The sequence below is a fragment of the Kribbella sp. NPDC048928 genome, assembly GCF_043197975.1.
Lineage (GTDB): Bacteria > Actinomycetota > Actinomycetes > Propionibacteriales > Kribbellaceae > Kribbella.
In genome coordinates this window covers 472,426-498,756 of record NZ_JBICUC010000004.1, presented here as the reverse complement: position 1 = coordinate 498,756, position 26,331 = coordinate 472,426, and the positions used below count along the sequence as shown (strand labels likewise).

Genomic DNA, 26,331 nt, shown 5'->3' with positions numbered 1-26,331 from the left:
GACCTGAACGTTGGTTGAGGTCAAGCCGGACGCACTAGTCTGATGCGCATGCTGGAGTTCGTGGTGCGGGTGGTGGGCGTGCTGGTCGCCTTCCTGGTGGCGCCGTTGCTGGTCGGGCAGGCCGAGCACAAGGTGATGGCGCACATGCAGTCACGGCTCGGCCCGATGTACGCGGGCGGGTTCCACGGCTGGGCGCAGCTGGTCGCGGACGGCGTGAAGTTCGTGCAGAAGGAGAGCGTGGTCCCGGCCGCAGCGGACAAGCGGGTGTTCGAGTGGGCGCCGGTGGTGGCGATCCTGCCGTACCTGGCCGCGCTCGCCGCGATCCCGCTGGCGCCGGGGATCGTCGGCGCGGACCTCGACTCGGGGCTGTTCTTCGTGCTCGCGGTGATGAGCATCGGCGTACTGGGTTCGCTGATGGCGGGGTGGGGCAGCGGTAACAAGTACAGCCTGCTCGGCGGGCTCCGGGTGGCGGCGCAGCTGATGAGCTACGAGCTGCCGTTCGTGCTGTCCGCGGCGAGTGTCGCGGTCGCGGCCGGCTCCCTGAGCTTGACCGGTATCGCCCACGCCTGGAATCCGTGGTGGTTGCTGTGGCAGCTGCCGGGGATGATCGTGTTCTTCATCGCCGGTCTCGCGGAGCTGCAGCGGCCGCCGTTCGACATGCCGGTCGCGGACTCCGAGGTGATCTTCGGGCCGTACACCGAGTACACCGGGCTCCGGTTCGCGATGTTCCTGCTCGCCGAGTACGCCGGCATCGTCGTGCTCGCGGCGCTGACCACGGTGCTGTTCCTCGGCGGCTGGAGTGGTCCGGGGCCGGAGTCGATCGGCTGGATCTGGACCGTCGTGAAGGTCGCGCTGGTGTCGGTCGTGGTGATCTGGGTACGGGTCTCGTTCCCGCGGATGCGCGCCGACCAGCTGCAGAAGCTCGCCTGGCAGGGCCTGGTGCCGGTCGCGCTCGTACAGCTGGCGCTGACCGGCGTAGGCGTCGTCGTTTTCCACTAGGGCGTTGCGAGTGCCTCGGTTGGTGAGAGGCGGGAGGCGCGGACGGCTGGGTACAGGCCGGCCAGGGCGCCGATCACGAGGGTGGCGACGACGCCGCCCGTGAGCGCCCAGAGCGGGATGACCGTCAGCCAGTTCTGGTACGAGGCGTACGTGGCCGTGACGGCTGATCCAAGGAGCGCCCCGCCGACGCCACCGAGTGCGGACAGCAGCAGCGACTCGGTCAGGAACTGGGTACGGATCTGGCCGCGGGTCGCGCCGAGCGAGCGGCGCAGGCCGATCTCGGTGCGGCGCTCGAGGACCGAGATCACCATGATGTTCGCGACCCCGACCCCACCGACGAGCAGCGCGACCGCGCCGAGACCGAGCAGCAGTCCGGTGAACGCCTGGCCTGCGGCCTGTTTCGCGGCGAGTGCGTCGGACGGGCGCGAGACCTCGACCTCGTTCGGTGCCTCCGGGTTGGCCGTGGCCCCGAGCACCGATCGGACCGCCGCCACCTGGGCGTCGTCGGAGCGGGTGTAGATCGTGGTCGGGTGGCCGTCGAACGACAGCTTGGCGGCGGCCGGCCAGCCCATCAGCGCGGCGCTGTCCAACTCAGGCGCGAGCGCGGCGGGCGCGAGGATGCCGAGCACCGTGAACCAGGTGTTGCCGATCAGTACCTGGGTGTCCGGGCCGGCCTTGGTGATGCCGAGCCGCTCCGCCGCACTGGCGCCGAGCACGGTTGCCGGGAAGTTTCCGGTGGCCGCGTCGATCCACTTTCCGCTGCGGATGCCGGCGCCGATGGTGTCGAGCAGGTTGGTCCGGGCCGCGTACGCGATGATCCCGTTGGTCTCGACGTCGGGGATCTTGCCGGTCCGGTACACCGAGGCGTCGTCGACCTTGCCGACCGCGGACTCGGCGCGGACCGGGGCGATCCGGCCGACCATCGCCTCCGCGGTGAGCGGGAGCTGCGCCTGTTCGCCGGTCAGCCGGGTACCCGGCGTGACGGTCAGCAGATTGGTGCCGAGGGCATCGAGTTGCCCGTCGAGCTCCGCCCGCGACGACGAGGAGATCCCGACCACGGCCACCATCGCCGCGATCCCGATGGCAATCCCGAGCGCCGACAGAAACGCCCGAGTGGGCCGAGTCCGCAACCCAACCGCCCCCACCCGAACCACGTCGCGCACCCCGAGCCGCGCCGCCCGGAGCTCCCGCGCACTTTGTGCACGGTGTCCGTGAGTCTCGGCGGCTCCGGTACGGATCTGGTGCACAGAGTCGTCGTTCATGTGGTCAGCTCCTCGATGATGTGGCCGTCGCGCATGCGGACCTGGCGGGGGAGCGACGCGGCGATGTCGCGGTCGTGGGTGATGACGACGACCGTCGTACCGGCGGCGTGCAGGTCGCGGAGGAGTTCCATCACGCCTGCGCCGGACGCCGAGTCCAGCGCTCCGGTCGGTTCGTCGGCCAGCAGTACGGCGGGTTCGCCGGCAACTGCCCGGGCCACCGCGACGCGTTGCCGTTCGCCGCCTGACAACTCGTGTGGCTCGTGGTCCAGGCGGTGCGCGAGCCCTACTCGTTCCAGGGCGGCTGCCGCGCGCTTGCGACGTACGGACCTCCGCAGTCCGGAGTAGAGCAACCCGTCGGCGACGTTGTCGACCGCGCGGACCCCTGCCGCCAGGTGAAACTGCTGGAAGACGAAGCCGATCCGGGTGGCCCGCAACGCCGACAGGCCCGCATCGGACAGTCGCGCCACGTCGTACCGGTCGATCCGGACCGTCCCGGAGGTCGGCCGGTCGAGCGTCCCGAGCACGTTCAGCATCGTGGACTTGCCGGAACCGGACGGTCCAACGATCGCGACCAGCTCGCCGGGCTCGATCCGCAGACTCACACCGCCGAGCGCGTGCACCCCGCCCGCGTACACCTTCGTCACGTCGGTCAGCTCGATCATTTAGGGATCCCCACCGTGGTGCCGGCCGCGATGCCGGTGCCGGTGATCTCGACCTGGCCGCTCGCGAACAGCCCGGTCTTCACCGGTACGTACCGCGAGGCCGTCCCGTCCGTGACCTCGACGCCGAACCCGCCTTCCCGGAGCGCGACCAGGGCCGCCACAGGGACGGTTAGTACGTTCTTGCGCTCCGACGCGGTGAACGTGACGTCGGTGGCCGCCGAAGTCCACGCAGCGACCGCCTTCTGGTTGGCGATCCCAACGATCACCTCGACCTTGGTCTCCGGATCTTTGCCCGGACTTTCCGCGGGGATCACCACCGTGGAAACTTTCTGGATCTTTCCGGAAACCGGCTTTCCGTCTGGCAGCGCGACCGAGACGGCCGCGCCCAGGGTCGCGAGCCGCTGGTCGGCCGCGTCCAGCCGGACCGTGACCGCGCGCGTGGTCCCGGTGTAGTTGAGCACCGGCTGGTTCGGCCCGAGCGGCGATCCTTCCGCGGCCGGCACGCTGTCGACCCGGATGTGACCGGGTGCGAACAGCACACTGCCGAGCTCGACCACCCCGGTCTCGTCCACCCCGCGATCGTCCTGCCACTCCTCGACCGCCGCTGCCGTCGCGGAGGTGTACTCGTCGTCGACGGTGAACCCGGTGTAGCCCATCGCGTCCAGGTTCTGCTCGAGCTGCAGCACGTCGGTTCCCTCGGTCCCGACCGTGAGCCTGCGGTACGCCGGGAGTGCTCCGTACAGCAACGTCGTCGGCTTGTCGTCGATGCTGTAGACGGTGTTCCCGCGCCGCAGTTCCTGACCGCTGTCCGGTACGCCGGTGACGGTGCCGGCGACCCGGTTGACCGCCGCCGAGGTGGCGCCGAACCCGAGCGTGCCGTCCTCGGTCTCGGTGTCCTTCAACGTCTGCTGCGTGACCTTGGTGGTGTTGATCGGTACGGTCTGCGCGGCCGGGCTCGCCGCGTTCCCGGTGTCGCCCCGGTTCACCAGGAACGCGCTCGCGGCGCCCCCGGCGGCCAGGACGACCACGGCGGTGAGGGCCTTGCGCATCACCGGGCCGCCAGGATGCTCTGGCAGGCGGCCTGTGCTGTCTTGAAGTCCGGGTCGTCCGCGACACCCGGGCCGATCATGATGCCGCGCTGGTCCGGCTTCGGGTCCGGGAACTTCTCGACGCCGTTTTTCCGCATGCATTCCGCATATTTCCGGCCGTTCTCCTGCTGCTGCGGATTGGCGCTGCCCTGCGCCTGCGGGTCGTACTGGCGGCACGCCTCCATCGCCTTGTCGACCAGTTCCTTGGTGACACCGGAGTTCTTGTCGAACTTCAGCATCGGGCCCTTGCCCGGCTCCGGGTCCGGCACGTTCAGGCCGTTCTCCCGCAGGCACTGGGTGAACTTGACCGCCAGCTCGTCCCGGCTGAGACTCGCCGGCGCGCTGCTCGGCGCTGTGCCCGGTCCGGTGGCCGGTGCTGTGGACTGTCCGGCTCCGCTCCCGGAGGCGACCTGGGCGTCGGGCTGGTCGGCGCCGCAGCCGGTCAGGATCAGGCCGGCCGCCAGGGCGGAAACAGCCAGAATGGTGGTACGCATCGGTGCTCCTCTCGTTTCCGCCGAACCCTTCTCTTTCCGCCGTTTCCGGACCGTTTCCGGGACCGGAAACACTGCGGAAACGGGACCGTCGGGGATCATGGGGTGCGTGCGCGTACTGGTGGTCGAGGACGAACCGTTGCTGGCGGCAGCGATCGCGGAGTGGCTGCGCGACGACTCGCACGCCGTCGACGTGGCAACCGACGGCGCCGCCGCACTGGAACGGCTGTCCGTGAACGAGTACGACGTCCTCGTGCTCGATCGCGACCTCCCGGTCGTCCACGGCGACGAGGTGTGCCGCCAACTGGTGGCGTCCGGATCCGCGACCCGGGTGCTGATGCTGACCGCGGCCGCCGCGGTGACGGACCGCGTGGAGGGCCTGGGGCTCGGCGCCGACGACTACCTGACCAAGCCGTTCGCGTTCGCCGAGCTCGCGGCCCGGGTGCTCGCGCTGGGCCGCCGCAGCCGCCCGGCCGATCCGCCGGTCCTGCGGCGCGCCGGGGTGACGCTGGACCCGGCGCGGCACGAGGTGTTCCGCGACGGCCGGTACGTGCCGTTGTCGAAGAAGGAGTTCGCCGTCCTCGCAGAGCTGCTGCGGGCCGACGGCGCGACCGTGTCGGCCGAGCAACTGCTGGAGAAGGCATGGGACGAGCACGTGGACCCGTTCACGGGAGCGGTACGACTGACGATCCTCAAGCTGCGCCGGAAGCTGGGCGAGCCGGGACTGGTCGAGACCGTCACTGGCGTCGGCTACCGGATCACGTGAGCGGCCTGAGCAATCCCCTCCGCCGGCTGTCTCTGCGCGGGCGGCTCACGCTGCTGTACGGCGGCCTGTTCATGGTCGCCGGCGTCCTGCTGCTCGGGGTGACGTACGCGCTCTTCACCGCGAACCTCGGCCAGCAGTACCGCGTGATCGTGAAGGGTACGTACCTGAGCCCGGCGCCCGGACACAGCCAGCCGCCACCTCCCACGAACGACGTGTACGTGCTGAACAAGGACGGTGCCGTACTCACCGGCTCGGACGCCGAACGTGTCATGCAGCAGCAGCGCGACCAGGTACGGCAGGCTGCGATCAAGGCGATGCTGACGCAGGGGAGTATCGCCCTGATCGCCGTTGGCGCGTTGGCCGCGGGCTTCGGTTGGCTGGTCGCCGGGCGAGTGCTGGCACCGCTGCATCGGGTCACCGACACGGCCCGCCGGATCGCGGCGTCACCATCGGCCCTGCACGAACGGATCGCCCTGCGCGGCCCCGACGACGAGGTGAAGAACCTCGCGGACGCGTTCGACACGATGGTCGAGCGGCTGGACCACTCGTTCGACGGTCAGCGCCGGTTCGTCGCCAACGCCTCCCATGAGTTGCGTACGCCGTTGACGCTCGGTCGCGCGCTCGTAGAGGTCGCGATGCACCGCCGTACGGCATCCGCGGACGTACAGGAACTCGGCGAGAGCCTGCTGACGATCAACGCCCGGCACGAGCAGCTGATCGACGGGTTGCTGATCCTCGCGGACTCGGAGAAGCAGCTGACGACGGTCTACCCGGTGAACCTCAGCGACATCGTCAGCCACGTCGCCGCACAACTCTCGGGCGAGGCGGGCGCCAAGGGTGTCGAGGTGATCCGCGGCCCGGGCGACGCACCGACCCGCGGTGATGCGCTGCTGCTCGAACGCCTGGTGCACAACCTGGTCGAGAACGGCATCCGGCACAACCTTCCTCCGGACCGCTACGCCATCACAATCGACGACCGCGCGGGCGCGCAGGCGGGACGTGCCGGCGAGACGGCGGATGTGATGGGCCTGGCGTCCGGACGTTGGGTGCGGGTCGCCAGCAAGCGCGTGGGCGACCGGGTGCAGGTCGTCGTCACGAACACGGGGCCTGAGATTCCGCCGTACGAGGTGGAGAGTCTGTTCAAGCCGTTCTACCGCCTCGGCGCGGAGCGGCTCGTCGGCGGGCAGGGCGCCGGGCTCGGGCTGTCGATCGTCCGGTCCGTGGCCGAGGCGCACGGCGGGACCGTGGCCGCCGTACCGCGGGCCGGTGGCGGTCTGGAAATTACTGTGGTGCTGCCTGTCGATCCAGGGTGAGGGCGTTCGTGTAGGTGACGAGAAGGAGGAACGATGAACCAGTACGTGCTCAGCATCTACCAGCCCGACGGCCCGGTCCCGGAGCCCGAGATCCTCGACCCGATGATGCGTGAACTCACCGCGCTGAACGCGGAGATGCAGACCGCCGGGGTGTGGGTGTTCTCTGCCGGCATGCATCCGCCCGAGACCGCCACCGTGCTCAGGGCCGAGGGCGACGAGGTCCTGGTGACCGACGGGCCGTTCACCGAGGGCAAGGAACATCTCGGCGGCTTCACGGTGATCCGGGTCGAGGACCTCGACGCCGCGCTGCACTGGGCCCGCCACTATGCCGAGATCCTCCGGCTGCCGATCGAGGTCAGGCCCGCACGGTCGTGACTCCCGACGTCGCGGGGATCTTCCGGGCCGAGCACGGGCGCGCGGTCGCCGTACTGACCCGCGTCTTCGGCGATCTGGAGATCGCGGAGGACGCCGTCCAGGACGCGTTCGCGGCGGCGGTCGAGAAGTGGGCGGCCGACGGGGTTCCGCCGAGCCCGGCCGGATGGATCATCACGACCGCGCGGAACCGGGCGATCGACCGCCTGCGCCGCGAGTCCGCGCGGGCCGGCAAGCACGCCCAGGCCGCGCTGCTGCATGCCGAGACGGAGCCAGAGGAGGTGGGTGCCGTGCAGGACGACCGGTTGCGGCTGATCTTCACCTGCTGCCATCCGGCGCTCGCGCTGAACGTCCGGGTCGCGCTCACGCTCCGGATGCTCGGTGGTCTCAGTACGGCGGAGATCGCGCGCGCGTTCCTGGTGCCGGAGCCGACGATGGCGCAGCGCCTGGTCCGCGCGAAGGCGAAGATCCGGACCGCGGGCATTCCGTACCGCGTCCCGTACGAGGCGGATCTGCCCGAGCGCGTCCGCGGCGTCCTGGCTGTCGTCTACCTGATCTTCAACGAAGGGTATGCAGCCTCGTCCGGCGAGACCCTGGTCCGCGACGAGCTCGCCAGCGAGGCCCTGAGACTAGGTCGGCTGCTGGTCGAGTTGATGCCGGACGAGCCGGAAGCTGTCGGCCTTCTCGCGCTGATGCTCCTGCAGCAGTCCCGTCGCCCGGCCCGCGTTGCACCTGACGGAACGCTGATCCGGCTCCGCGACCAAGACCGCGCGCTCTGGGACCGCACGCTCATCGACGAAGGCCAGGCGCTCGTCCGCAGATGCCTGCGCCGCAACCAGCCCGGCCCGTACCAGCTTCAAGCCGCCGTCAACGCCGTCCACGCCGACGCCGCAACCCCCGAGGCGACCGACTGGCGCCAGATCCTCCAGCTCTACGATCACCTCCTCACGCTGGAGCCCACGCCTGTCGTTGCCGTCAACCGCGCCGTCGTCGTGGCCGAGGTCGAAGGCCCCGCCGTGGCGCTCGGGCTCGTCGACGACCTGCCACTCCACACCTACTACCTGTTCCACGCGATCCGCGCCGAGTTCCTGAGCCAGCTCGGCCGCGACGCCGAGGCCCAGGCGGCGTACGAGACCGCGCTGACCCACAGCACCAACCTGGCCGAGCAGGAATTCCTGAGATCCCGCCTGCGCCGGACGGACTTTCTGTAGGGTCCGAGCCGTGCCGGAATTCGAGTTGATCTGCGAGGTCGAGCCGCCGACCCGTCCGGACCTGAAGAAGGTCCGCCACCAGATCGGGGTGCTCAGCCCGATCGCGGACGGCTTCCTGATCCCGGACAACCACATCGGCAGGGCTACCGTGTCCAGCGTCGCGGTCGCGAACGAGGTACAGCTGATGGGCGCCCGCGGCATCGCCTGCCTGAACTCCCGCGACCGCAACCTGCTCGGCTTCCGCCGCGATCTGCTGACCGCGGCGGCGTACGGCGTCGAGCAGTTCCTGTTCGTCCACGGCGACGATCCGGCCGAGGGCGCGCGGACCAGTCAGCTGACCGTACGGCAGATGATCGAGCAGGCCCGCGAGACGACGTACCCGGGCTGCAAGCCGTTCCAGGTCGGCGCCGCCACGCGCCTCCGGCCGGTCCCGCGCTGGAAGGCCGAGGCCGACTTCCTGTACGTCCAGGTCAGCTACGACCTCGACGAACTGCTCCGCTGGCGCGACTCTGTCGACCTCGGCATTCCGGTGTACGCCGGCGTGATGGTGCTCGCGTCCGCGCAGATGGCGCGCAACCTGTCCGGGCTGCAGCAGCTCACGATCCCCGACGATCTGGTGGCGGCGGTCGAGAAGGATCGGGACGCCGGGGTGGACCACGCCTGCGAGCAGATTCTGAAGATTCGTGACTCGGGCGCGTTCGAGGGCGTTCATCTGGTACCGGTCAGTCGCTACCGGCAGGTCGCGGCCCGGCTCGAACGCGAGCTCTGAGCGCGGCGGATCCGCTAGTGTCCTGTAAGCAGACGGGAGGTGGAACATGGGGTTGCCTGGTAGGGGGCTGGTCGAGGGGCTGAAGGTCACGGCCAGGACCTTGGCCCGCCGGTCCGTCACCGAGCAGTATCCGGACGTGCTGCCGGAGTTGCCGCCGCGCAGCCGGGGCGTGATCGCGCTGATGGAGGAGAACTGCACCTCCTGCATGCTGTGCGCCCGCGAGTGCCCGAGCTGGTGCATCTACATCGACTCGCACACCGAGACCGCGCCGTCGGTCGGTGAGCAGGCCCGCGAGCGCAGCCGGAACGTCCTGGACCGGTTCGCGATCGACTTCAGCCTGTGCATGTACTGCGGGATCTGCATCGAGGCCTGCCCGTTCGACGCGCTGTTCTGGTCGCCGGAGTTCGAGTACGCCGAGACCGACCTGCGCAACCTGACGCACGAGAAGGACCGGCTCCGCGACTGGATGTGGACGGTCCCGGCGCCGCAACCGATCGACCCCGGGCCCGCCGCCGAGATCACTGAAACCGCTGAGGAGAACAACCGGCCGGGTGGCGCGTGACGACCGTTCTGTTCTCGATCGCCGGCGTCGTGGCGATCGGTGCCGCCGTCCTGGTCGTCACCTCACGCCGGATCGTGCACGCCGCGCTCTGGCTGGTGCTCGCGCTCGGCGCGGTCGCCGGCTGCTTCGGGGCGCTGCAGGCCGAGTTCGTCGCGCTGGTCCAGATCCTGGTGTACGTCGGCGCGATCGTCGTGCTGGTGCTGTTCGCGCTGATGCTCACGAAGGCCCCGACGAATCCGCTGCCGGAGCTGACCACCGGCCGTAGCCCGTTCGCGGCCGTCGTTGCCCTCGTCCTCGCCGTGCTGCTCGGCTCCGGCGTGGTGCTTGCCTTCGGCAATGAGAAGGTGAAGCCGGTGGCGGACGGGTCGGCGCGGGCCGTCGGGACGCAGGTCTTCAAGAACTGGGTGCTCCCGTTCGAGGTCCTCTCGGTCCTGCTGCTCGCCGCGCTGATCGGCGCGATCGCCCTGTCCCAGCGGAAGAAGGAGGACTGACGATGCCGTTGGTCCTCCCGCTGCTGCTGGCGGTGGTGCTGTTCTGCATCGGGGTGTACGGCGTGCTCGCGCGGCGGAACGTGATCACGATGCTGATGTCGTTCGAGCTGATGCTGAACGCCGTGAACCTGAACCTGGTCGCCTTCGACGCCTGGCGGGTGACCGAAGCCACCGGCCAGACGCTCGCGGTCTTCGTGATCACGCTCGCGGCCGCTGAGATCGGGCTCGGGCTGGCGATCGTCCTGCTGCTGTTCCGCGCTCACGGCCACGTCGACGCCGACGCCGCCCGGGACCTCGTCGAGCGCGAGGAGGCGTCGTGATCGCGACGGCCTGGCGGGTCGTCGGCGTCGGCTTCTCGCTTCTCGTGGTGCTCGCGGCCGCGCTCCTGCACGGCGTGGACCCGCAGCACACCACGGCCGCCGGGGCGGGGATCGGCGAAGACTTCTGGTTCGCGTACGAGTTCCGCACCGACAACCTGACCGTACTGATGCTCGCCGTCGTCGGCGTGGTCTCGGCGTGCGTGCAGGTCTACTCGATCGGGTACGTCCAGGAGCGCATCGCGTCGTACACGGCGCTCGTCACGCTGTTCACCGCGGCGATGGTGACCGTGGTCGTGTCGGACAATCTCTTCCTGCTGCTGATCGGCTGGGAGTTGATGGGCGCCTGCTCGTACCTGCTGATCGGCCACTACTGGGAGCGCCGCGACGCCCGGGCCGGCGCGATGAAGGCGTTCCTGGTCACCAGGCTCGCGGACGTCGGCTTCTTGTTCGGCATCTTCGTGCTCGGCGTCGGGTACCACACGTTCCGGATCTCCGAGCTCGGGAGTAGCCCGATCCAGCCGCACACCTTGACGATCGGCACGCTGCTGCTGCTCGTCGGCGTGGTCGGCAAGTCGGCGCAGGTCCCGTTGCAGACCTGGCTCCCGGACGCGATGCCCGGTCCGAGCCCGGTCAGCGCACTGATCCACGCGGCCACGATGGTTGCCGCGGGCGTGTTCCTGATCGCCCGGCTGTTCGACCTGTTCGTCGAGGCCGAGACCACCTTGCCCGTACTGGCCGTGGTCGCCTGCGTGACGATGCTGTTCGCGGCGTCGTGCGCGATGGCGGCGGTCGAGGTGAAGCGGGTGCTCGCCTGGTCGACCGTGAGCCAGTTGGCGATCATGTTCTCCGGGCTCGCGCTCGGCAGCCAGGACGGTCGGCATGCGGCGCTCTTCCACCTGTTGACGCACGCGGCGTTCAAGGGGCTGCTGTTCCTCTGCGCGGGCGTCCTGCTGCATCAGGTCGGCAGTGCGGCCTTCGTCGTACTCCGCCGGTACTCCCGCCGTGGCGCGCTCCGGAAGGCGCTGCCGGTGACGTTCGTGACGATGACGATCGGCCTGGCCGCGCTCGCCGGCGTGCCGGGGTTTGCGGGGTTCTTCTCGAAGGACTCCGTGGTCGAAGCCGCCTGGGAGACCGCGCGGGACGGCTCGGCGGTCGGGTGGATCGTGCTCGTCTCGGTCTGTCTGACCGCGATGATGACCGCGTTCTATTGCTTCCGCCTCTGGCTCTGGGTCTTCTTCCGGACGCCCGCGGTGGTCGGCGCGGTCGGTGCGTTCGAGGACGACGACGCGATGGCAGACCTGGACGAGCCGGACGCCCGCAAGCTCCGCGAGGGCTCGTGGTTGATGCTTGCGCCGATGGTGCTGCTGACCGTGGGGGCGATCGGACTCGGCTACACCGACGGCGTCCACCTCAACTGGCCGATCGCGCTCGTGACGACGGTGCTAGCGGTGCTCGGGGCGCTCCCGGCGTACTCGCTGTGGCGGCGCGGTGCCGATCCGCGGCCGCTCGTGCTGGAGCGTGAGTACGGCGTCGATCCGGCGTACCAGCAGCTGTTCGTCGTGCCCGTGCGGTGGCTTGCTCAGTTGACGGTCGGCGGAGATCGGGACGTCATCGGCGCGTACGTACGGGCGACTGGGCGCGCTGGCGTACTGGCATCGGCTGGGTTCCGGAAGCTGCAGACGGGGAATGTGCAGACGTACTTGACCGCCGCCGTGGTTGGTGTCGTCGCGCTCGCGATCTTGGCGGGGGTGATCGGCTCGTGAGCCAGTACTTGTTGATCGCCCTGCTCGCCGTTCCGGTGCTGACGGCCGTGGTGCTGTGGTCGTTGCCGGTCGTCGTGGGTGAGCGGGTGGCGGCGCTCGTCGGCTCGATCGTGTCGGGTCTCGTACTGATCGGCTCGCTGGTGCTGTGGTGGGACCTGCGGCATCCGCACTGTCCCTGTACCCATGAATTTGTGGACACTCCGGCGTTGCGGACGTTGCCCGGCAAGTTGTTGCCGTACGCCGATACCGACCTGTCCTGGATTCCGCAGCTGGATGTGCGCTTCCACGTCGCGGTCGACGGCATCTCGATGCCGCTCATCACGCTGACCGCGCTGCTCGTCCTCGTATGCTGCCTGTACTCGTTGAAGATCACGCCGCGCATCGGCCGGGTCCGTTCGCTGATCGCGCTGCTGCTGGTGATCGAGACCGGCGTGATCGGTACGTTCAGCGCCGCCGATCTGGTGCTGTTCTTCGTGTTCTTCGAGATCGTGCTGATCCCGATGTGGCTCGTGATCGACATCTGGGGCGACCACCACGACCGGCCCGGACGGCGGCGGGCCGCGAACACCTTCGTGCTGATGACGGTGCTCGGGTCGGCGCTGATGCTGCTCGGATTCCTGCTCATCCACCGGCAGACCGGGACGTTCGACCTGGTGTTCCTCGGGGAGCATCCGCTGCGTGGCGGGCACGGGATCCCGCTCGCCGCGGCGGTGCTGATCGCGCTCGGGTTCGCGGTCAAGATGCCGCTCTGGCCGCTGCACATCTGGCTGCCGGACGCGCACGCGAAGGCACCGACGGTCGGCTCGGTGCTGCTCGCCGGCGTGCTGCTGAAGCTGGGCAGCTACGGCATGATCCGCGTCCTGCTGCCGGTGTTGCCCGATGCGACCGCCACCATCGCGCCGTACCTGGCCGGGTTCTCGGTGGTCGCGATCATCGCCGGATCGCTCGCCTGCCTGGCGCAGACCGACGTGAAGCGGCTGATCGCGTACTCGAGCGTCGGCCACATGGGCTTCATCGGGCTCGGCATCGCGACGATGTCGCCGGAGGGCCTGAACGGCGCGCTCTACGCGAACATCGCGCACGGCATCATCACCGGCCTGCTGTTCTTCCTGGCCGGGGCGATCAAGGACCGGCACGACACCGGCGACCTGCGGGCCATCGGTCGCGCGCTGTACGCCCGGCTGCCGCGGATCGGCGGCCTGCTCACGTACGCCTGCCTGGCGTCCCTCGGGCTGCCCGGGCTGGCCGGGTTCTGGGGCGAGATGCTGATCCTGCTCGGTGCGTACCACCCGGCCGACTGGTTGCCCCGGACAACGTTCATCGTCCTGATGGTGATCGCCGGCCTCGGCGCCGTACTGACCGCCGCGTACTTCCTGCGCCTGATCCGCAACCTCAACCAGGGCGACCCGGCCGAGTATCCCGCCGCCCCGTTCGCCGTCGACCTGAGCCGCATCGAGCTGGCCACCTTCGCACCACTGGCCGTACTCATCGTGGCCCTGGGCCTCTGGCCGTTCACGCTCCTGAACGAGTGGATGCTCCTATGACGGTACTGATGCCGCGACTCCGTCGCGGCGGGTCACGGGGCTGGAACTCCCGGTCTTCCCTCGTCGCTGCGGTCGCTTCGCTCCCTCCGCTCCTCAGTCCAGACCGGGAGGCCCCGTGACCGTCTCGTGGACGGATTGGCAGGCTGTCGCCGTGCCGCTGGTGCTGGCGGTTGGTGCGATCGCTGTGCTGCTGGTGGACAGCTTCTGGAAGAGCGCGACGGCGGAGCTGCGGCACACCGTCGTCACGCTGCTGACCAGTGTGGTGATCCTGTTCGGGCTCGTGTTCGTCTGGGCGCAGCGGGGCGACTTCAAGCCCGCGTTCTGCCGTCCGGCGGTCGAGGGCCCGGCGGAGTGCAGCCTCGTGTTCGAGCCGTTGACGGCCGGGTTGTGGGCGGTGCTGCTGATCGGCGGCCTCGGCGTCGTCGGGCTGTCGACGTACCGGCTGCTGGCCAAGGATGTGCCGATCGGGGATTACCACTTCCTGCTGCTGAGCGCGCTGACCGGCGCGACCGTACTGGCCGGTGCGCGGGACCTCGCGACGCTGGTGATCGCGCTCGAGGTGGTGTCGCTGCCGACGTTCGCGATGGTCGGGCTGCGGCGCGACCGGCGCGGATCCGAGGGCGCGCTGAAGGCGTTCCTCGTGTCGGTGCTGTCGACGGCGGTGATGCTGTTCGGCATCTCCTATCTGTACGGCGTGACCGGCTCGCTGTACCTGACCACGATCGCCAACCGGCTCAGCGGGCTCGACCCCGACCTCGCGCGGGTGGCCTTCGCGGCCGGGCTGTTCGTGATCGTCGGGTTCGCGTTCAAGATCGCGGCGGTGCCGTTCCACGGGTGGCTGCCGGACACGTACGTCGGGGCGCCGGTGGAGGTCACGACGTTCCTCGCCGTGGTGTCGAAGTCGGCCGGCGTCGCGGGGCTGCTCGTGCTGGTGGCGTCCGGGATCGCACCGGCCGGTTCGGAGCTGCGGACCGTGATCGCGATCCTGGCGGCGCTGACGATGACGGTCGGCAACCTGGCGGCACTGCGCCAGGTCGAGGCGGTCCGGCTGCTCGCGTGGTCGTCGATCGGGCAGGTCGGGTTCCTGCTCGCCCCGCTCGCCGTCGGTGACGCGCAGGCAGTCGTCGGGTACCTGGCGGCGTACGTCGTGGTCACGCTCGGCGCGTTCGGAGCGGTCGCTGTGGTGCAACGGCACCGGTCTGGCGGACTGCTCACCGACTACCGCGGGATGGTTCGCTCCGAGCCGGGCCTGGCGGCGGCGCTGATCTTCTTCCTGGTGGTGCTCGCCGGGTTGCCGCCGGGGCTGGCCGGGCTGTTCACCAAGTTTGCGGCGTTCCAGGCGGTGATCGACGCGCACCTCGGGTGGCTGGCGATCGTGATGGCGATCAACGTGATGATCGGGCTGGCGGTGTACCTGCGGTGGATCGCGGAGTTGTTCCGCTTGCCTGCGGACGATCCGTTCTCGGTGGACATCGAGTCGCCGGCGGTCGCCATGATCACGCTGTTCGCGGCGCTGACCGCCGTACTGTCGGTGCTGCCGAGCATCGTGTTCGCGCTGGCGACCTGACACGTTCCTGTCATCGCCGGATCTGTGGGGCCGGCCGTCGGTAGCGTGGCGCGGGTGATCTCACGAGGAGTCGCCGGACTGGTTCTGCTCGCTGCGCTGGTCGGCTGCAGCAGCGAGAAGCTGACGCCCGCGCCGGGGAGTGCTGGGAGCACTCCGGTGACGTCGCCGTCGTCGAGTGCACCACCCTCTCCCGCTTCGAAAGCGCCTGCTTCAAGTGCGCCTGTTTCTTCGAGTGCGCCGGCGGGGCCGGCGGCCAAGGACGGGCAGAACTACAAGGCCTGTCTCGACGGCACCTGCGAGGTGCTGATCCGGACGAAGGCCGCCCTGAACCTCAAAGGCGACAAGTTCACTGCGACGGTGGCGAACGGCACGCTCAAACTGACCGACGCGAAGGGGTACATCTCCTTGGGCCGCGATGGCAGCGGCGCCAGCCGGACCGGCGGCGGCAGCGTCGGCGGGATTGCGGGCGGCATCGTCGCGGTCAGCTGGCACGATGCTGGCCGCCCGTCGCACACCGCCACCCTCAGCTACGCCGAAGGAGACACCGTCGTCGCGGCCTTCACGACGACGAAGTAGCCGACGACAGGAAATCTTCGTACTGGGCCCAGACCCGGCGCCACAGGTCGTCCCGATCGGCGGCCGAGTAATGGGGGAGCGGGAGGTGGAACACGTCCGCCAGCGCGGCGAAGTAGTCGGTAGGCGTGTCGAGCAGCCGGTTGTCGACGCGGTCGGAAAACGTTTCGCTCAGGCCGATGGAACGCAGTACGACCACGGACTCCTTTGTCCGGCGGAACGCGGACGCCAGCCGTACGAACCGCGACGACGGGTCCGCGGAAAGTTGCTTGTGCTGGGTCGCGAACGCATCGAGCTCGACAGGCGCCGACTCGAAGTCCATGCCGATCAGATTGGCGCGCGGGTCGTGGTCAAGACGCCAGCCGTCGGTCTTCTCGGACGGACGGAGGCGCAGCGTGAACGGGTACTGCTCGGCCGTACCGGGCTCCAACGGCATCGGTTGCCGGAGCCCGTCGCCGAGGCCCGCGTCGACGAGCCAGACACGCTCCAGATCCTCGACGAGACCGCTCACCGTCAGCACCAGGTGGCTGCCGTCGATGTCGCCCGGCCGGTTGACGGTCTGTACGCCACCGCGGTGCATCTGCACGTGGTAGCCGAGCTCAGTCAGGAGTAGCGCGAACGAGCCGTTCAACTGGAAGCAATACCCGCCGGCCTCCCGCGCCACGATTCGCTTCGCCACTTCCTCGGGGTCGAGCGGGCCGCCCGGCGTCAGTTGGTACTGCACGGTTTCGTACGGCACCTGATCCACGAAGGCCTCGTGCAGCCGGGTCAGCGCCTCCAGCCGCGGCGGCCCGTCGTACCCGTCGATCCCGATCCGTCGCAGAAACGCCACCGTGTCCATGCGCCCCAGGCTAAGCCGTCGCTGGACACTCAGGTGCCCGCAGACCGCTGACCTGGCAAGGTATGGGCATGACCTCTGAGCGGATCTATGTCGGGAGCTACACGAGTCAGGATGGTGGCGGGGACGGGATCGCGTTCGGGCCGCTGGACGGGATCGCGCCGGCGGCGACCGTTGCCGACCCGTCGTTCCTGGTCAGGTCCGCGGACGGGCGGTTCCTCTACTCCACGAACGAGGAGCAGGAGGGCAGGGTCTCGGCGTTCGCGATCCAGCCGGAGGGCGGGCTCGAGCCGCTCAACCAGCAACCGACCGGCGGCGCCGATCCGTGCCACCTCGACATCGACCCGTCCGGCCGCTACCTGTTGTCGGCCAACTACTCGTCGGGCTCGGTCGCAGTGCACCCGCTGAACGAGAACGGTGCGCTCGGTGACATGGCGTACTTCATCCAGCGCTCCGGTACGGGGCCGAACACCGCTCGCCAGGAGGGACCGCACGCGCATCAGGTCGCGTTCGACCCGGCCGGTGCGTACGTGTTCGACGTCGATCTCGGCGCCGACAAGGTGTACACGTCGACGCTCGGCGACGACGGCACGCTGCACGAGGTCGACGAGTTGCAGCTGCACCCGGGCGCCGGGCCGCGGCACCTGGTGTTCCACCCGACCGCCGGCGCGGCGTACGTGATCAACGAGCTCGATTCGACGCTGACCGTCTGCAGCTACGCGGACGGCAAGCTGCAGATCGTCCAGACCGCCTCCACCCGGCCGGCCGACTCGCCGGGCGAGAATTACCCGGCCGAGCTGCTCATTTCCGCGGACGGCCGGTTCCTGTACGGGTCGAACCGCGGCGACAACACGGTCGCGGTCTTCGCGATCGCCGCGGACGGGCTGTCCGTCGAGCTGGTGCAGACGATCGCGTCGGGCGGCAACTGGCCGCGGCACCTTGCCTTCGGCAACGACCGGAAAACGTTGTACGCCGCCAACGAGCAGTCGGACGAGATCGCCGTGTTCGCGATCGACGACGGCCGGCTGACCGCTCAGGGCGAGACGATCAGCTGGCCGCGGCCGGTCTGCATCCTGCCGGTCTAGGGCGTATCTCCCTAGACGAGCTTCTCGAAGAAGAACTCGTGCTTGAGGAACGACACGTCGTACTCGTGACCCGGGTACGGCGGGTTCAGCTGTGACGCCTGGAAGAGACGCCAGCCGTCCTTGAGCGCGTCCAGCCCGGTCGCGTACGGCGGCTCGTCGCTGTCACCTGTGGTGGGGTGGGTCGCGCCGGTGCCGTCGTACTCGGACCAGCCGACCACGCGCGCGTCGAGCGCGGACGAGGCCAGGTAGAGCACGAGCACCTGCTGGCGAAGGCCGGTCTGCACTGGGTTCTCAGCTGTGGCGGTCACTTTGCCGTCTCCTTCTGGCGGGTGGCGTGCGGGTTGTCGGCGCGGTCGGCGACGACCCGCTGCGGGCGGTTGCTGACCCGGGTGACCCAGTAGTTCGGGTCGTAGGTGTCGTCACCGCTGATCGCGCGCCACATCAGGATGCGGTTGTAGCGCTCCAGCCGGCCGGTGGCGTTCTCGTACCAGGGGAAGTTCTGCTCGAGCTCGGCCGCGACCGCGTCGTCGTACAGGTCGTCGGTGTTCCACAGCCGTACCTGACGGACGGTCGGGTTGAACCGGATCTTGAACATGTAGCGGTCCAGGTCGCTGTCGTTCTTGCGGCCGCCGTGCCAGATGCCGTGGTGCAGCAACTGCACGGTGCCTGCCGGGCAGACCAGTCGCGTCTGGCCGAGCAGGTTCTGGTAGCGGCCGGTGTCGGACTCGTTCGTCCGGCGCAGGTGGCTACCCGGGACGCTGAGCGTGCCGCCCATCTCGAGCGTCACGTCCTGCGGGTAGTACATCAGCTGGACGTCGAACGCGTCGGTACGGACGTCGATGATCGCGTCACCGTGCAGGTTCTGCGCCTCGCCCTCGTGCGCCTTGCGGATGTGGACCGCGTGGTGGTCGACGGTCGGCTCGGGACCGACCAGGCTGTGGATCGCGCCCGCCACCTCCGGCAGCTGCACCAGCCGCTGGACGAACTCGCTGTCCACGAACGCCTCCGACAACGGCGTTCCGTACGGAACACCCGGAATTCCGACGTTCAGGACCTCGATCGCCTGCTGGTTCATGTCGTCCGGTACGACGGCGTCCATCCGGAGCGCGCCGGTGGCCACGAAGTGCGCCATCTGTACCGAGGTGAGCAGGTGCTTGCGATGCGGATGGGGCATGGAAACTCCCATGGAGTAGTGGTTGCTACTCCTCCAGGCTAGAGTCGGCCACCGTTTTCTCGCGTGGGCTGTGATCACCACTGCTGGTAAATTCTCACCGTGATCGAGTTGCACCTGGCGCAACCGCCGGAGGTCGTGAACGCCGGCGCCGGAATTCACGGAACCCGCGGACTGCGCGACGTTTTCCGGCTGCCGGACCTCTGGCAGCTACACCTGTACAACTATTCGGCCGAGCTGACCCTGCTGGGTACAACGTTTTCCGTCGCGCCCGGATACGTCTCACTGACCCCGGCCGGGACGCAGGTGCAGTTCGACTACCGCGGCCGGTCCGAGCATCTGTACGTGCACTTCCGTCCGGTCGTCGCGGGCGAGCCGTCGTACGTTCCCGTCGTACAGGACGCGGGTGAAGCCGCGCCCCTGCTGTCCGGGCTGCTGCGTTCGGCGATCGAGTCCTCCCCGTCGGCCTCGGCGCGGACGACCGCCGAGGTGTGGACCGCGCTGTGGCGGATCGCCGAGCTGACCCCGGCCGCGGTGGAGGCAGGCCATCCCGCGGTGGCGACGGCGATCGCGCACATCGAGGCCAACCTCGCGCAGCCGCTCACCGTCCCCGAGTTGGCCCGGATCGCGCGCGTCTCGCACAACCACCTGACGCGACTGTTCGTCGAGGAGACCGGCTCCACGGTCGTCGCGTACCTGCGCCGCCGCCGGATGACCCGCGCCCGGCACCTGCTCGTCTCGTCCACGCTGTCGATCCCGGCGATCGCGGCCTCGGTGGGTGTGCCGGACCTGCAGGCCTTCAACAAGACCTGCCGGCGAGAGCTCGGCGCCTCGCCGCGAGCGGTGCGTTATGGGGTGGCCGGGGCCGGATCGGCGGGTTAGCGTGCGCGGTATGTATCAGTTGACCCCGGCAGGCGATGCCCCGCAGTACGACGCCGACGCCGAAGTGCGGTTCGCCGAGGACTGGCCCGAGTTCATCTTCCACGACGCCGAGGTGGCGAAGTACCGCGAGCGACGGGTGTCGTACTTCCCCGAGTGGGAGTTCTACTACACGGCCGACGAGCGGTTGATCGCCGGCTGCTGGGGCGTGCCGATCGCCTGGGACGCAACGGTGCCGGATCTGCCCGGCGGGTTCACGGACACGCTGGCGCGGTCCGTGACGGAGCACGAGAAGAAGGTCGTACCGAACACCTTCGTGCTGATGGCGGCCGCCGTACGCTCCGACGAACAGGGCCAGGGGCACGCCGGCCGGGTCATCACCGCCGTCCGCGACCACGCGACCGCCAACGGCCTTCCGCAGGTGATCGCGCCGGTCCGCCCGACCCTGAAGTCGAGCTACCCGCTGACCCCCATCGAGACCTTCATGACCTGGACACGCGACGACGGCCTCCCCCTGGACCCGTGGCTCCGCACCCACGTCCGCCTCGGCGCCACCCTCCTGGCCCCCGCCCCCGCCTCCCAGACCATGACCGGCTCCGTAGCCGACTGGGAGAAGTGGACCAACATGCAGTTCCCCTCGACCGGCACCTACACAATCCCCGCAGGCCTGACCACCCTCGCCATCGACCGAGAAGCCGACACCGGCCTCTACATCGAACCCAACATCTGGCTCCGCCACGCCTAGGCGATATCGGCGACCGGGAACGCGGTAGCCACGGCGGCTGTTCGGCTGTTCACGCCGAGGCGCTCGTAGATGTTCTCCAGATGCTTGCGAACGGTGCCCTCGGCAACGAACAACCGACGCGCGATCTGGATGTTGCTGTGCCCGGCGGCGACCAGGCGGAGCAGTTCCCACTGGCGGCTGGTCAGCTCGGGGATGCCGGCGCGGCGGCGCTCAAGGTCGCGCCGGATGTCGATCAGGTGCGGCCGGAGCAGCTGAAGTATCAACCGCTCACGCTCCGAGAAGGCGGGCCCGTCGCCACGGAACAGGAGCAGCCGGCGGTCTTCACCGTCGTGCTCCGGAAACGGCACCGCGATCTCGCTGCGTACCCCGTGCATCCGATCCCACAGGCCCTCCTCGCTGTTCACCAACTGACGCGCGGACAGGTAGTCGGACATCATCCAGACGCTCTCGTGGTCACCGGTCACCTGCGGGCGGCTGCACGTCTTGTGCCGCCAGTACAACGTCCAGAACAGGTCGTCCCCGCCGTCGTCCACCGGCTCCGGAGGCAGGGTGGTCAGCTCCTCCAGGCCGATGAAGACGCGATCGTGCGGCCGGCTCACCTGGAACGTGATGTCGTCGGCCGGAATCAGTTCGTGGAGCGCGCGGAGCACCTCCCGCGGGAACTCCTGGCCGGCACCGCCCCACCGCTTGTGGTCGACGACGTCGAGCATCCGGCGCAGATCGCGTTCGGTGACCGTCAACTGTTCCATGGCCGTACTCCCCCTGGCTCAGCTTAGGCCCGATCCGTCGCGGGGCAATACGCCGAACTGCGTATGGCCCGCCGGGTCCGCTCGCGGCGACGGTGGATGAGGGCGGTATCACGCCGCTCGTCCTCGGGAGGGAACAACCATGAAAGTACTGACTCGCCTTGCCGCGCTGCTCGGCGCGCTGGTCCTGTCCGGAGCGGCGTTGTCCGGTACGGCATTCGCAATGGAGCCGCGTGATCCTTGGGGGCATGCAGTCCCTGCTGCGGTGCCCGCGAGCACCCCGCCCTCGAATGTCGCGCCGTCGATCGTTGGTGCTGTGGGACCGTCCACACTGCAGGTGATCGGCCTGATGCTGTGCGCAGCCATCATCGCCTCGCTCCTGACTGTCGTCGTCCTGCACCGGCCCCGCATGCACGCGCAGGGGATCTCATGAAGCGGCTGCCCCGCCGGGTCGCGTTGCTGGTCAGTGGAGCGCTGGTTCTGACCGGGGTCGGGTTGTCGCCGCCGGCCAGCTCGGCCGGGGTGAGGTCGGCAGGTGCTGCGCCGGTGCTTGATTGGAGTCGGTACGCGACGCAAACGATCGTGACCGGTCGTCCGCCGGCCAGTTCGGAGGTGCTGCTCGGGATCGTGCACATTGCGATTGCGGACACAGTGGCCGGGCTCGGCTACGGTCGGCCGTTCAAGTTCGCGGTACGGCAGGATCATGGGGCGTCTCCGGCGGCGGCGGTTGCCACGGCCGCGTACGACGTACTGCGGGCTCGCGTACCTGATGCGGCTGGGCTGGACGCGACGTACGCCGACTATCTGGCCGGTGTGCCGGCCGGGCGCGCGAAGGACCGCGGTGTGGCACTGGGACAGTCGGTGGCGGCCGCAGTGCTGGCATGGCGTGCGGGGGATGGGCTGGGCAACGCCGTGCCGTACGTGCAGACGACGCCGGGGCCGGGTGTGTGGGAGCCGACTCTGCCTACGCCACCCGTGGACATCGTGCTGACGCAGGTCCGGCCGCTGGCGCTGCGGTACCGGGCGCAGTTCCGTCCGGACGGGCCGGACTCGCTGACCAGCAAGCGGTACGCGCGGGACGTGGCTGAGGTCGCTTCGCTTGGGCGGGCGGACAGTACGACGCGGACTGCTCAGCAGAGCAAGACGGCGCGGTTCTGGTCCGAGCAGACTGCGCAGCAGTGGAGTCGGGCGCTGGTGCAGTTGGCGGCTGACCGGCATCTGTCATTGTCAGGTGCGGCGCAGATGCTCGTACTGGCGCATGTGTCGGCTGGAGACTCGCTGATCGCGTGCTGGGATGCCAAATTCCACTATCTGTCGTGGCGGCCTGTGCATGCTGTGCAGCGAGCCGACACGGACGGCAACCCGCGTACGCAGGCCGATCCGAGTTGGCAGTCGCTGCTGAACGTGAACCACCCGGAGTACCCGTCCGGCCACGCCTGCTTCACGGCTGGTGCGGCTGGGGCGCTGCAGGCGTTCTTCCACACGTCACATGTGCGCTTGGTGATGTCCAGCCTGGTCACCGGTACGACCCGCGTGTACCCGGACCTGTCCGCCGTACGGAGCGAGGTACGGGAGGCCCGGATCGTCTCAGGGCTGCACTTCCGGCACTCGATGCTCGATGGCGACGTACTGGGCACTCAGGTCGCTGACTGGATCAGCGCTCGGCACTGACCGCCAAAGCTGCCAGGCCGTGGCTGAGGATGCCCTTGACCACGGCCAGGGCGTAGGTCTCTTCGGGGCCGGTCAGGGCCTGGTGCGCCCAGCCGATGACGTCTTCGAAGGCGCGGACGTGGCGGTAGTAGTGGATTGCGTCCTGGTCGAGGGTGTGGGGGCCGTAGCCGGTGAGGAACGCGTTCTGCTGGGCGGGGGTGGTGGGGCCGACGTCGCCCATGCCGCCGAGCATGAACATCAGGTCCTGCTCGCGGGGTGCGTAGATGACGTCGTCCCAGTCGATCAGGTGCAGCCCGCGGTCGACGAGTACGTTGCCGAGGTGCGGGTCGCCGTGGCAGACCACGCGCGGACCGTCCGGCCGCGGCGGGCGGTTGGTACGTAGATCGGTGATGACATGCTCGTACTGCGCCCACACCGCCGCGAGCTCCTCCGCGACCTCCCCGACCGGCGTCTCGAGTCGCCTGGCAACCTCGTCCGCGATCGCCGGCGTACGGGCATCAATGTGACTGTGCTTCGGCAAGGCGTCGCGCAGCCGGTGCGGGGGTTCCGCGTCGTGCACCCGCCGCAACAACTCGCCGTACTCCGACCATTGCTCGTCCGTCAGCCCCGTCTCCGCAGCGCGCAGCCCATCGATCCACGGCGTGATCGTCAACCGCTTCTTCGCGTGGACGCTCCACAGCCCGCCCTCGGTCGTCCGGATCAACTCCGGTACGCCGGCCAGACCGCTGTCCGCGAGGAACGCCGCGAGCTGATGCCCCGTGTTCGTCCCGGCGCCGCTCCACTTCACGGCGTACACGTTGGTCGCCGTACTCGCCTTCCAAACCTGCGCCGCAACGTCCGCCCCGTACGCCACCGGTGTGAGCTCCACCACCTCAAGCCCGAAGTCCCCCAGCAACCACTTCCGCATCAACGTCTCACCCACCCCGCCAGCATGCCCGCCAATCCGCTCCGGAGCGAACCGATTGCCGGGCACGCCGCACGCTGGGCGACGACCGCGAAAGTCAGCGGTAGTTCACGAACTGGACGGCGAAGTCGTAGTCCTGGCCTTTGATCAGGGACTGGACTGCCTGCAGGTCGTCGCGGCTCTTGCTCGACACGCGCAGCTCCTCGCCCTGGATCTGCGCCTTGACGCCCTTCGGGCCCTCGTCGCGGATCAGCTTGGAGATCTTCTTCGCGTTCTCCTGGGTGATGCCGGCGTCGATCGTCGCGACGATCTTGTAGATCTTCCCGGACAGCTTCGGCTCGTCGGCCTCCAGCCCCTTGAGCGAGATCTGCCGCTTCACCAGCTTGTCCTTGAACACGTCCAGGACGGCGCTCACCCGCTCCTCGGTGTTCGCCTGCATGTCGATCGACTCGCCGGACCACTTGATCGCGGCGTCCACGTTCTTGAAGTCGAACCGCTGGCTGATCTCCTTCGCCGCCTGGTTCACGGCGTTGTCCACCTCCTGATGGTCCACCTTGTTCACGATGTCGAAGGAGGACTCCGAAGCCATGGCACTTCCTTTCCGATTTGCTGTCAGGGCCACTACCTGTTGTATCGTCTCCCACGCCGGTTCACGAACCGGCAGCACCCTGGCGGGTTGCCCGAGCGGCCAAAGGGAGCAGACTGTAAATCTGTCGACGTATGTCTACGCAGGTTCGAACCCTGCACCCGCCACAGGAGCAATATCAGCCCCTGACCTGCGGAAACACAGGTCAGGGGCTGATTCGTTGTGTCCGGTGGTGTCCGGGCAGCACCGGCGAGCAACGGCCTTGCTTGCCCTATTCGTGCCCTAGCTCTTCGAGGTTGGTCCGGCCTCGTCCTCGTCCGTCGCGTCCATCAGCCGCTTGAGGGCTGTGCTCGTCTGGCCGTCGATGCACCCGGCGTAGACCTCCATCACCATCTTGACCGAGTTGCCCGCCCACTCGGCTACCTGCGTGGCGGGTACGCCGGCGTTCAGCTGGAAGGTGATGCCTGCGTGGCGGAGGTCGTACGGCCGGGCTGCGTGGCGCTTCGCGATCTGATCCGCTGTCAGCACCTTCGCACGGGCCTTCGCCCAGGTGCGGGTGACGGTGTTCGGATGAACCGGCGTGCAGTAGGCCGCCGGGAGCGGCCGACCAAACCGGCCGGCGCGGGTCACGAACAAGTGGCCCTCAGGACCGGGGCCAAAGCGCTCCACATGGCTGCGCAGCGCCCGAACGAGTGCTGGCGGGGCGGGTACTCGTCGCGTTGTGTTTTCGGCGCGGTGCTTGAGCGTGCGTTCCTCACGAACCTCTCCGTCGTCGGTCCATCGTTTCCCGGTTTGCTGAGTCGAGCCGTCCAACAGCAGTTCACCCCAGCCCTCTTCGGGCAGGCTGATCAGGTTGTCGGCGTTGAGGTGCCGCGCCTCTGCAGGTCGCATCGCGGCGTAGTACAGGCAGGCGAAATACGCCTTTAGTGGCGGGTTGAACTCTCCGATTGCAGCGAGCATTCGGGCGACCGTCTGACGATTCGGCAACAGCCGAGGGTCGAGGCGGTCGCTGCTTTGCGGTGAGTCCCACTGAAGGTTGTCCAGCGGATTCGCTGGCATCAGGTCGAGCTCGACCGCGTACTGCAACGCGCCGTGCAATGTGGCTCGGCGCCTGGTGATCGTCTTGGCCGCTGCCGCCTTTCCGTCCCGCTTCGTCGCGAGTCGGTCGAGAGCTGCGCGCAGAATGTCGCTTTGTTCAACGTCGGACAGGTCGACAGTGTTGCGCTTCAGCCACGCAATCGCTGTCTCGTATTCCTTTGGTGGCACAGCGTCTGCAGCCGGTTGCCCGGTGCGTGCCGCCTTGCTGAAAGCCCAGTTGTGCAGAGCCCTCCGAATCTCCTCATCGGTCGGCCTCCCATTCCCGCGACCGAGCAATGCCAGTGTGGCGAGCGTGAGCGTCTCGGAGATCCCGCGCCGGTGTCCTGGCGAGATGCGCGGCCATTTCGTGTCGACGTACTGACATGCGTGATCGAACCACGATCGGCTGTACAGCGCCTTGGCCATGGGCGCTGGTAGCCCGGACTTCGTATCGAATGGAACGCCTTCGCGGGCTGCCGTCACGAGCTTGGATCGAAACGACTCGGCGAGCTTGGAACCGCCGAATGCCGCCTTCTTCGACCGCTTCGCGACAGACCAACGAACCTTGTAGCTGGTCGATCGCTTGCCTACGACAACTTCGGTCTTGTAGAGGCGAACGTCGTAGGAGAGTTCCATTCGGGGGTTGCTCACGCGGCGTCCTCCAGGGTGGTCAGCCAGTCTTCGAGGTCGGCACGGCGAATGCGGATCTCGCCGTTCGGGAGTTTGATGCAGCGGGGAGCCTTCCGTGCCGCTCGCCAGTCGTAGAAGGTCGAGCGGGCGACGCCGAGTTCGGCGCACAGGTCGGCGATGGTCAAGTGCGAGTGCCGGGTGCGGGTTGCCGTGCTCATGCGGGTATCTCCTTGGGGCCGGAGCGCT

General features: G+C 68.8%; 29 protein-coding genes, 1 tRNA gene and 1 pseudogene. 19 read left to right on the top strand and 12 right to left on the bottom strand.

Going from position 1 to position 26,331, the window contains the following annotated elements:
• Positions 1-48 precede the first annotated feature (48 nt).
• Positions 49-999 carry an NADH-quinone oxidoreductase subunit H gene (locus tag ACGFI6_RS20370; RefSeq protein ID WP_393120632.1) on the top strand — a complete coding sequence of 317 codons (951 nt, stop codon included), beginning with the start codon at positions 49-51 and terminating at the stop codon, positions 997-999.
• On the opposite strand, the gene ACGFI6_RS20365 is transcribed toward ACGFI6_RS20370, so the two are convergent.
• From ACGFI6_RS20365 to ACGFI6_RS20350, 4 genes are read right to left on the bottom strand one after another with little or no spacing between them, the layout of a single operon-like run.
• Positions 996-2,261, bottom strand: coding sequence for an ABC transporter permease (locus ACGFI6_RS20365; RefSeq protein WP_393120630.1), 1,266 nt, complete (start codon positions 2,259-2,261; stop codon positions 996-998). The genes ACGFI6_RS20370 and ACGFI6_RS20365 overlap by 4 nt on opposite strands.
• Complete coding sequence (locus ACGFI6_RS20360; protein WP_393120628.1) at positions 2,258-2,923, bottom strand: ABC transporter ATP-binding protein; 666 nt, start codon at positions 2,921-2,923, stop codon at positions 2,258-2,260. The genes ACGFI6_RS20365 and ACGFI6_RS20360 overlap by 4 nt, the downstream gene beginning before the upstream one ends.
• Positions 2,920-3,972, bottom strand: coding sequence for a peptidoglycan-binding protein (locus tag ACGFI6_RS20355; RefSeq protein ID WP_393121273.1), 1,053 nt, complete (start codon positions 3,970-3,972; stop codon positions 2,920-2,922). Before ACGFI6_RS20355 ends, ACGFI6_RS20360 begins: the two co-directional genes overlap by 4 nt.
• A complete protein-coding gene (locus tag ACGFI6_RS20350; protein ID WP_393120626.1) occupies positions 3,972-4,505 on the bottom strand; it encodes a hypothetical protein in 534 nt (177 codons plus the stop codon). Before ACGFI6_RS20350 ends, ACGFI6_RS20355 begins: the two co-directional genes overlap by 1 nt.
• A 106-nt stretch (positions 4,506-4,611) precedes the next feature.
• On the opposite strand from ACGFI6_RS20350, the gene ACGFI6_RS20345 reads away from it, so the two are divergent.
• The 12 genes and pseudogenes from ACGFI6_RS20345 (at position 4,612) to ACGFI6_RS20290 (ending at position 15,756) form a co-directional block, all read left to right on the top strand.
• On the top strand, positions 4,612-5,268 hold the full coding sequence (locus ACGFI6_RS20345; protein ID WP_393120625.1) for a response regulator transcription factor: 657 nt from the start codon (positions 4,612-4,614) through the stop codon (positions 5,266-5,268).
• The gene (locus ACGFI6_RS20340; RefSeq protein ID WP_393120623.1) at positions 5,265-6,581 is read left to right on the top strand and encodes a sensor histidine kinase; all 1,317 of its coding nucleotides are present in this window, start codon (positions 5,265-5,267) and stop codon (positions 6,579-6,581) included. The genes ACGFI6_RS20345 and ACGFI6_RS20340 overlap by 4 nt, the downstream gene beginning before the upstream one ends.
• A 33-nt stretch (positions 6,582-6,614) precedes the next feature.
• Positions 6,615-6,956, top strand: coding sequence for a YciI family protein (locus ACGFI6_RS20335; RefSeq protein ID WP_393120622.1), 342 nt, complete (start codon positions 6,615-6,617; stop codon positions 6,954-6,956).
• The gene (locus ACGFI6_RS20330; RefSeq protein ID WP_393120620.1) at positions 6,953-8,164 is read left to right on the top strand and encodes an RNA polymerase sigma factor; all 1,212 of its coding nucleotides are present in this window, start codon (positions 6,953-6,955) and stop codon (positions 8,162-8,164) included. The genes ACGFI6_RS20335 and ACGFI6_RS20330 overlap by 4 nt, the downstream gene beginning before the upstream one ends.
• Before the next feature lie 10 nt (positions 8,165-8,174).
• Entirely contained in the window at positions 8,175-8,933 is a 759-nt protein-coding gene (locus tag ACGFI6_RS20325) for a methylenetetrahydrofolate reductase (protein ID WP_393120618.1), read from the top strand.
• Between the two features lie 181 nt (positions 8,934-9,114).
• Positions 9,115-9,330 (top strand): annotated as a pseudogene (locus tag ACGFI6_RS20320) (4Fe-4S binding protein); the annotation flags it as partial.
• Positions 9,331-9,491: 161 nt separating this feature from the next.
• Entirely contained in the window at positions 9,492-9,986 is a 495-nt protein-coding gene (locus ACGFI6_RS20315) for an NADH-quinone oxidoreductase subunit J (protein ID WP_393120616.1), read from the top strand.
• A 2-nt stretch (positions 9,987-9,988) separates the two neighbouring features.
• Positions 9,989-10,306 (top strand): NADH-quinone oxidoreductase subunit NuoK, encoded by a 318-nt coding sequence (nuoK, locus tag ACGFI6_RS20310; RefSeq protein ID WP_393120615.1) that lies wholly within the window; start codon positions 9,989-9,991, stop codon positions 10,304-10,306.
• Complete coding sequence (locus ACGFI6_RS20305) at positions 10,303-12,069, top strand: NADH-quinone oxidoreductase subunit L (protein WP_393120613.1); 1,767 nt, start codon at positions 10,303-10,305, stop codon at positions 12,067-12,069. Before nuoK ends, ACGFI6_RS20305 begins: the two co-directional genes overlap by 4 nt.
• A complete protein-coding gene (locus ACGFI6_RS20300) occupies positions 12,066-13,613 on the top strand; it encodes a NuoM family protein (RefSeq protein ID WP_393120611.1) in 1,548 nt (515 codons plus the stop codon). Before ACGFI6_RS20305 ends, ACGFI6_RS20300 begins: the two co-directional genes overlap by 4 nt.
• A 115-nt stretch (positions 13,614-13,728) precedes the next feature.
• On the top strand, positions 13,729-15,180 hold the full coding sequence (locus ACGFI6_RS20295; protein ID WP_393120609.1) for an NADH-quinone oxidoreductase subunit N: 1,452 nt from the start codon (positions 13,729-13,731) through the stop codon (positions 15,178-15,180).
• Positions 15,181-15,234: 54 nt separating this feature from the next.
• Positions 15,235-15,756 (top strand): hypothetical protein, encoded by a 522-nt coding sequence (locus ACGFI6_RS20290; RefSeq protein WP_393120607.1) that lies wholly within the window; start codon positions 15,235-15,237, stop codon positions 15,754-15,756.
• Here ACGFI6_RS20290 and ACGFI6_RS20285 read toward each other — a convergent pair.
• A complete protein-coding gene (locus ACGFI6_RS20285) occupies positions 15,740-16,594 on the bottom strand; it encodes an arylamine N-acetyltransferase (RefSeq protein WP_393120606.1) in 855 nt (284 codons plus the stop codon). The two genes, ACGFI6_RS20290 and ACGFI6_RS20285, sit on opposite strands and share 17 nt — an antisense overlap.
• Positions 16,595-16,662: 68 nt before the next feature.
• On the opposite strand from ACGFI6_RS20285, the gene ACGFI6_RS20280 reads away from it, so the two are divergent.
• Positions 16,663-17,676: a lactonase family protein gene (locus tag ACGFI6_RS20280; protein ID WP_393120604.1), complete on the top strand. Its 1,014-nt coding sequence runs from the start codon at positions 16,663-16,665 to the stop codon at positions 17,674-17,676.
• A gap of 11 nt (positions 17,677-17,687) precedes the next feature.
• On the opposite strand, the gene ACGFI6_RS20275 is transcribed toward ACGFI6_RS20280, so the two are convergent.
• Both ACGFI6_RS20275 and ACGFI6_RS20270 read right to left on the bottom strand, forming a co-directional pair.
• Positions 17,688-17,984 carry a hypothetical protein gene (locus ACGFI6_RS20275; RefSeq protein WP_393120602.1) on the bottom strand — a complete coding sequence of 99 codons (297 nt, stop codon included), beginning with the start codon at positions 17,982-17,984 and terminating at the stop codon, positions 17,688-17,690.
• Positions 17,981-18,850 carry a phytanoyl-CoA dioxygenase family protein gene (locus ACGFI6_RS20270; RefSeq protein ID WP_393120600.1) on the bottom strand — a complete coding sequence of 290 codons (870 nt, stop codon included), beginning with the start codon at positions 18,848-18,850 and terminating at the stop codon, positions 17,981-17,983. The genes ACGFI6_RS20275 and ACGFI6_RS20270 overlap by 4 nt, the downstream gene beginning before the upstream one ends.
• A 99-nt stretch (positions 18,851-18,949) precedes the next feature.
• Between ACGFI6_RS20270 and ACGFI6_RS20265 the strand changes: the two genes are divergently transcribed.
• Together ACGFI6_RS20265 and ACGFI6_RS20260 are read left to right on the top strand one after the other, a co-directional pair.
• The gene (locus ACGFI6_RS20265) at positions 18,950-19,729 is read left to right on the top strand and encodes a helix-turn-helix domain-containing protein (protein ID WP_393120598.1); all 780 of its coding nucleotides are present in this window, start codon (positions 18,950-18,952) and stop codon (positions 19,727-19,729) included.
• A gap of 10 nt (positions 19,730-19,739) precedes the next feature.
• On the top strand, positions 19,740-20,471 hold the full coding sequence (locus ACGFI6_RS20260) for a hypothetical protein (protein WP_393120596.1): 732 nt from the start codon (positions 19,740-19,742) through the stop codon (positions 20,469-20,471).
• Here ACGFI6_RS20260 and ACGFI6_RS20255 read toward each other — a convergent pair.
• Entirely contained in the window at positions 20,468-21,220 is a 753-nt protein-coding gene (locus ACGFI6_RS20255; protein WP_393120594.1) for a LuxR C-terminal-related transcriptional regulator, read from the bottom strand. The two genes, ACGFI6_RS20260 and ACGFI6_RS20255, sit on opposite strands and share 4 nt — an antisense overlap.
• A gap of 139 nt (positions 21,221-21,359) precedes the next feature.
• Here ACGFI6_RS20255 and ACGFI6_RS20250 point away from each other — a divergent pair, with 139 nt between their 5' ends.
• Complete coding sequence (locus ACGFI6_RS20250) at positions 21,360-21,650, top strand: hypothetical protein (RefSeq protein WP_393120592.1); 291 nt, start codon at positions 21,360-21,362, stop codon at positions 21,648-21,650.
• Complete coding sequence (locus ACGFI6_RS20245) at positions 21,647-22,888, top strand: vanadium-dependent haloperoxidase (protein ID WP_393120590.1); 1,242 nt, start codon at positions 21,647-21,649, stop codon at positions 22,886-22,888. Before ACGFI6_RS20250 ends, ACGFI6_RS20245 begins: the two co-directional genes overlap by 4 nt.
• Here the strand turns inward: ACGFI6_RS20245 and ACGFI6_RS20240 are convergent.
• Positions 22,872-23,810, bottom strand: coding sequence for a phosphotransferase enzyme family protein (locus ACGFI6_RS20240; RefSeq protein WP_393120588.1), 939 nt, complete (start codon positions 23,808-23,810; stop codon positions 22,872-22,874). The genes ACGFI6_RS20245 and ACGFI6_RS20240 overlap by 17 nt on opposite strands.
• Before the next feature lie 79 nt (positions 23,811-23,889).
• Positions 23,890-24,381: a YajQ family cyclic di-GMP-binding protein gene (locus tag ACGFI6_RS20235; protein WP_393120586.1), complete on the bottom strand. Its 492-nt coding sequence runs from the start codon at positions 24,379-24,381 to the stop codon at positions 23,890-23,892.
• An 81-nt stretch (positions 24,382-24,462) separates the two neighbouring features.
• Between ACGFI6_RS20235 and ACGFI6_RS20230 the strand changes: the two genes are divergently transcribed.
• A tRNA-Tyr gene (locus ACGFI6_RS20230) sits at positions 24,463-24,545 on the top strand.
• Positions 24,546-24,660: 115 nt separating this feature from the next.
• Here ACGFI6_RS20230 and ACGFI6_RS20225 read toward each other — a convergent pair.
• Together ACGFI6_RS20225 and ACGFI6_RS20220 are read right to left on the bottom strand one after the other, a co-directional pair.
• Positions 24,661-26,091 carry a tyrosine-type recombinase/integrase gene (locus ACGFI6_RS20225; RefSeq protein WP_393120584.1) on the bottom strand — a complete coding sequence of 477 codons (1,431 nt, stop codon included), beginning with the start codon at positions 26,089-26,091 and terminating at the stop codon, positions 24,661-24,663.
• 11 nt (positions 26,092-26,102) lie between these two features.
• Positions 26,103-26,303, bottom strand: a complete 201-nt coding sequence (locus ACGFI6_RS20220; protein WP_393120582.1) for a helix-turn-helix transcriptional regulator — start codon at positions 26,301-26,303, stop codon at positions 26,103-26,105.
• Positions 26,304-26,331 lie beyond the last annotated feature (28 nt).

What these genes read in the sequence shown, in the direction of transcription:
- ACGFI6_RS20365 (WP_393120630.1), bottom strand. Translation starts at nt 2,261, where the DNA reads ATGAACGACGACTCTGTGCACCAGATCCGTACCGGAGCCGCCGAGACT.
- ACGFI6_RS20335 (WP_393120622.1), top strand. Translation starts at nt 6,615, where the DNA reads ATGAACCAGTACGTGCTCAGCATCTACCAGCCCGACGGCCCGGTCCCG.
- ACGFI6_RS20360 (WP_393120628.1), bottom strand. Translation starts at nt 2,923, where the DNA reads ATGATCGAGCTGACCGACGTGACGAAGGTGTACGCGGGCGGGGTGCAC.
- ACGFI6_RS20270 (WP_393120600.1), bottom strand. Translation starts at nt 18,850, where the DNA reads ATGCCCCATCCGCATCGCAAGCACCTGCTCACCTCGGTACAGATGGCG.
- ACGFI6_RS20220 (WP_393120582.1), bottom strand. Translation starts at nt 26,303, where the DNA reads ATGAGCACGGCAACCCGCACCCGGCACTCGCACTTGACCATCGCCGAC.
- nuoK (WP_393120615.1), top strand. Translation starts at nt 9,989, where the DNA reads ATGCCGTTGGTCCTCCCGCTGCTGCTGGCGGTGGTGCTGTTCTGCATC.
- ACGFI6_RS20370 (WP_393120632.1), top strand. Translation starts at nt 49, where the DNA reads ATGCTGGAGTTCGTGGTGCGGGTGGTGGGCGTGCTGGTCGCCTTCCTG.
- ACGFI6_RS20280 (WP_393120604.1), top strand. Translation starts at nt 16,663, where the DNA reads ATGACCTCTGAGCGGATCTATGTCGGGAGCTACACGAGTCAGGATGGT.
- ACGFI6_RS20235 (WP_393120586.1), bottom strand. Translation starts at nt 24,381, where the DNA reads ATGGCTTCGGAGTCCTCCTTCGACATCGTGAACAAGGTGGACCATCAG.
- ACGFI6_RS20350 (WP_393120626.1), bottom strand. Translation starts at nt 4,505, where the DNA reads ATGCGTACCACCATTCTGGCTGTTTCCGCCCTGGCGGCCGGCCTGATC.
- ACGFI6_RS20355 (WP_393121273.1), bottom strand. Translation starts at nt 3,972, where the DNA reads ATGCGCAAGGCCCTCACCGCCGTGGTCGTCCTGGCCGCCGGGGGCGCC.
- ACGFI6_RS20260 (WP_393120596.1), top strand. Translation starts at nt 19,740, where the DNA reads ATGTATCAGTTGACCCCGGCAGGCGATGCCCCGCAGTACGACGCCGAC.
- ACGFI6_RS20285 (WP_393120606.1), bottom strand. Translation starts at nt 16,594, where the DNA reads ATGGACACGGTGGCGTTTCTGCGACGGATCGGGATCGACGGGTACGAC.
- ACGFI6_RS20250 (WP_393120592.1), top strand. Translation starts at nt 21,360, where the DNA reads ATGAAAGTACTGACTCGCCTTGCCGCGCTGCTCGGCGCGCTGGTCCTG.
- ACGFI6_RS20255 (WP_393120594.1), bottom strand. Translation starts at nt 21,220, where the DNA reads ATGGAACAGTTGACGGTCACCGAACGCGATCTGCGCCGGATGCTCGAC.
- ACGFI6_RS20245 (WP_393120590.1), top strand. Translation starts at nt 21,647, where the DNA reads ATGAAGCGGCTGCCCCGCCGGGTCGCGTTGCTGGTCAGTGGAGCGCTG.
- ACGFI6_RS20225 (WP_393120584.1), bottom strand. Translation starts at nt 26,091, where the DNA reads ATGGAACTCTCCTACGACGTTCGCCTCTACAAGACCGAAGTTGTCGTA.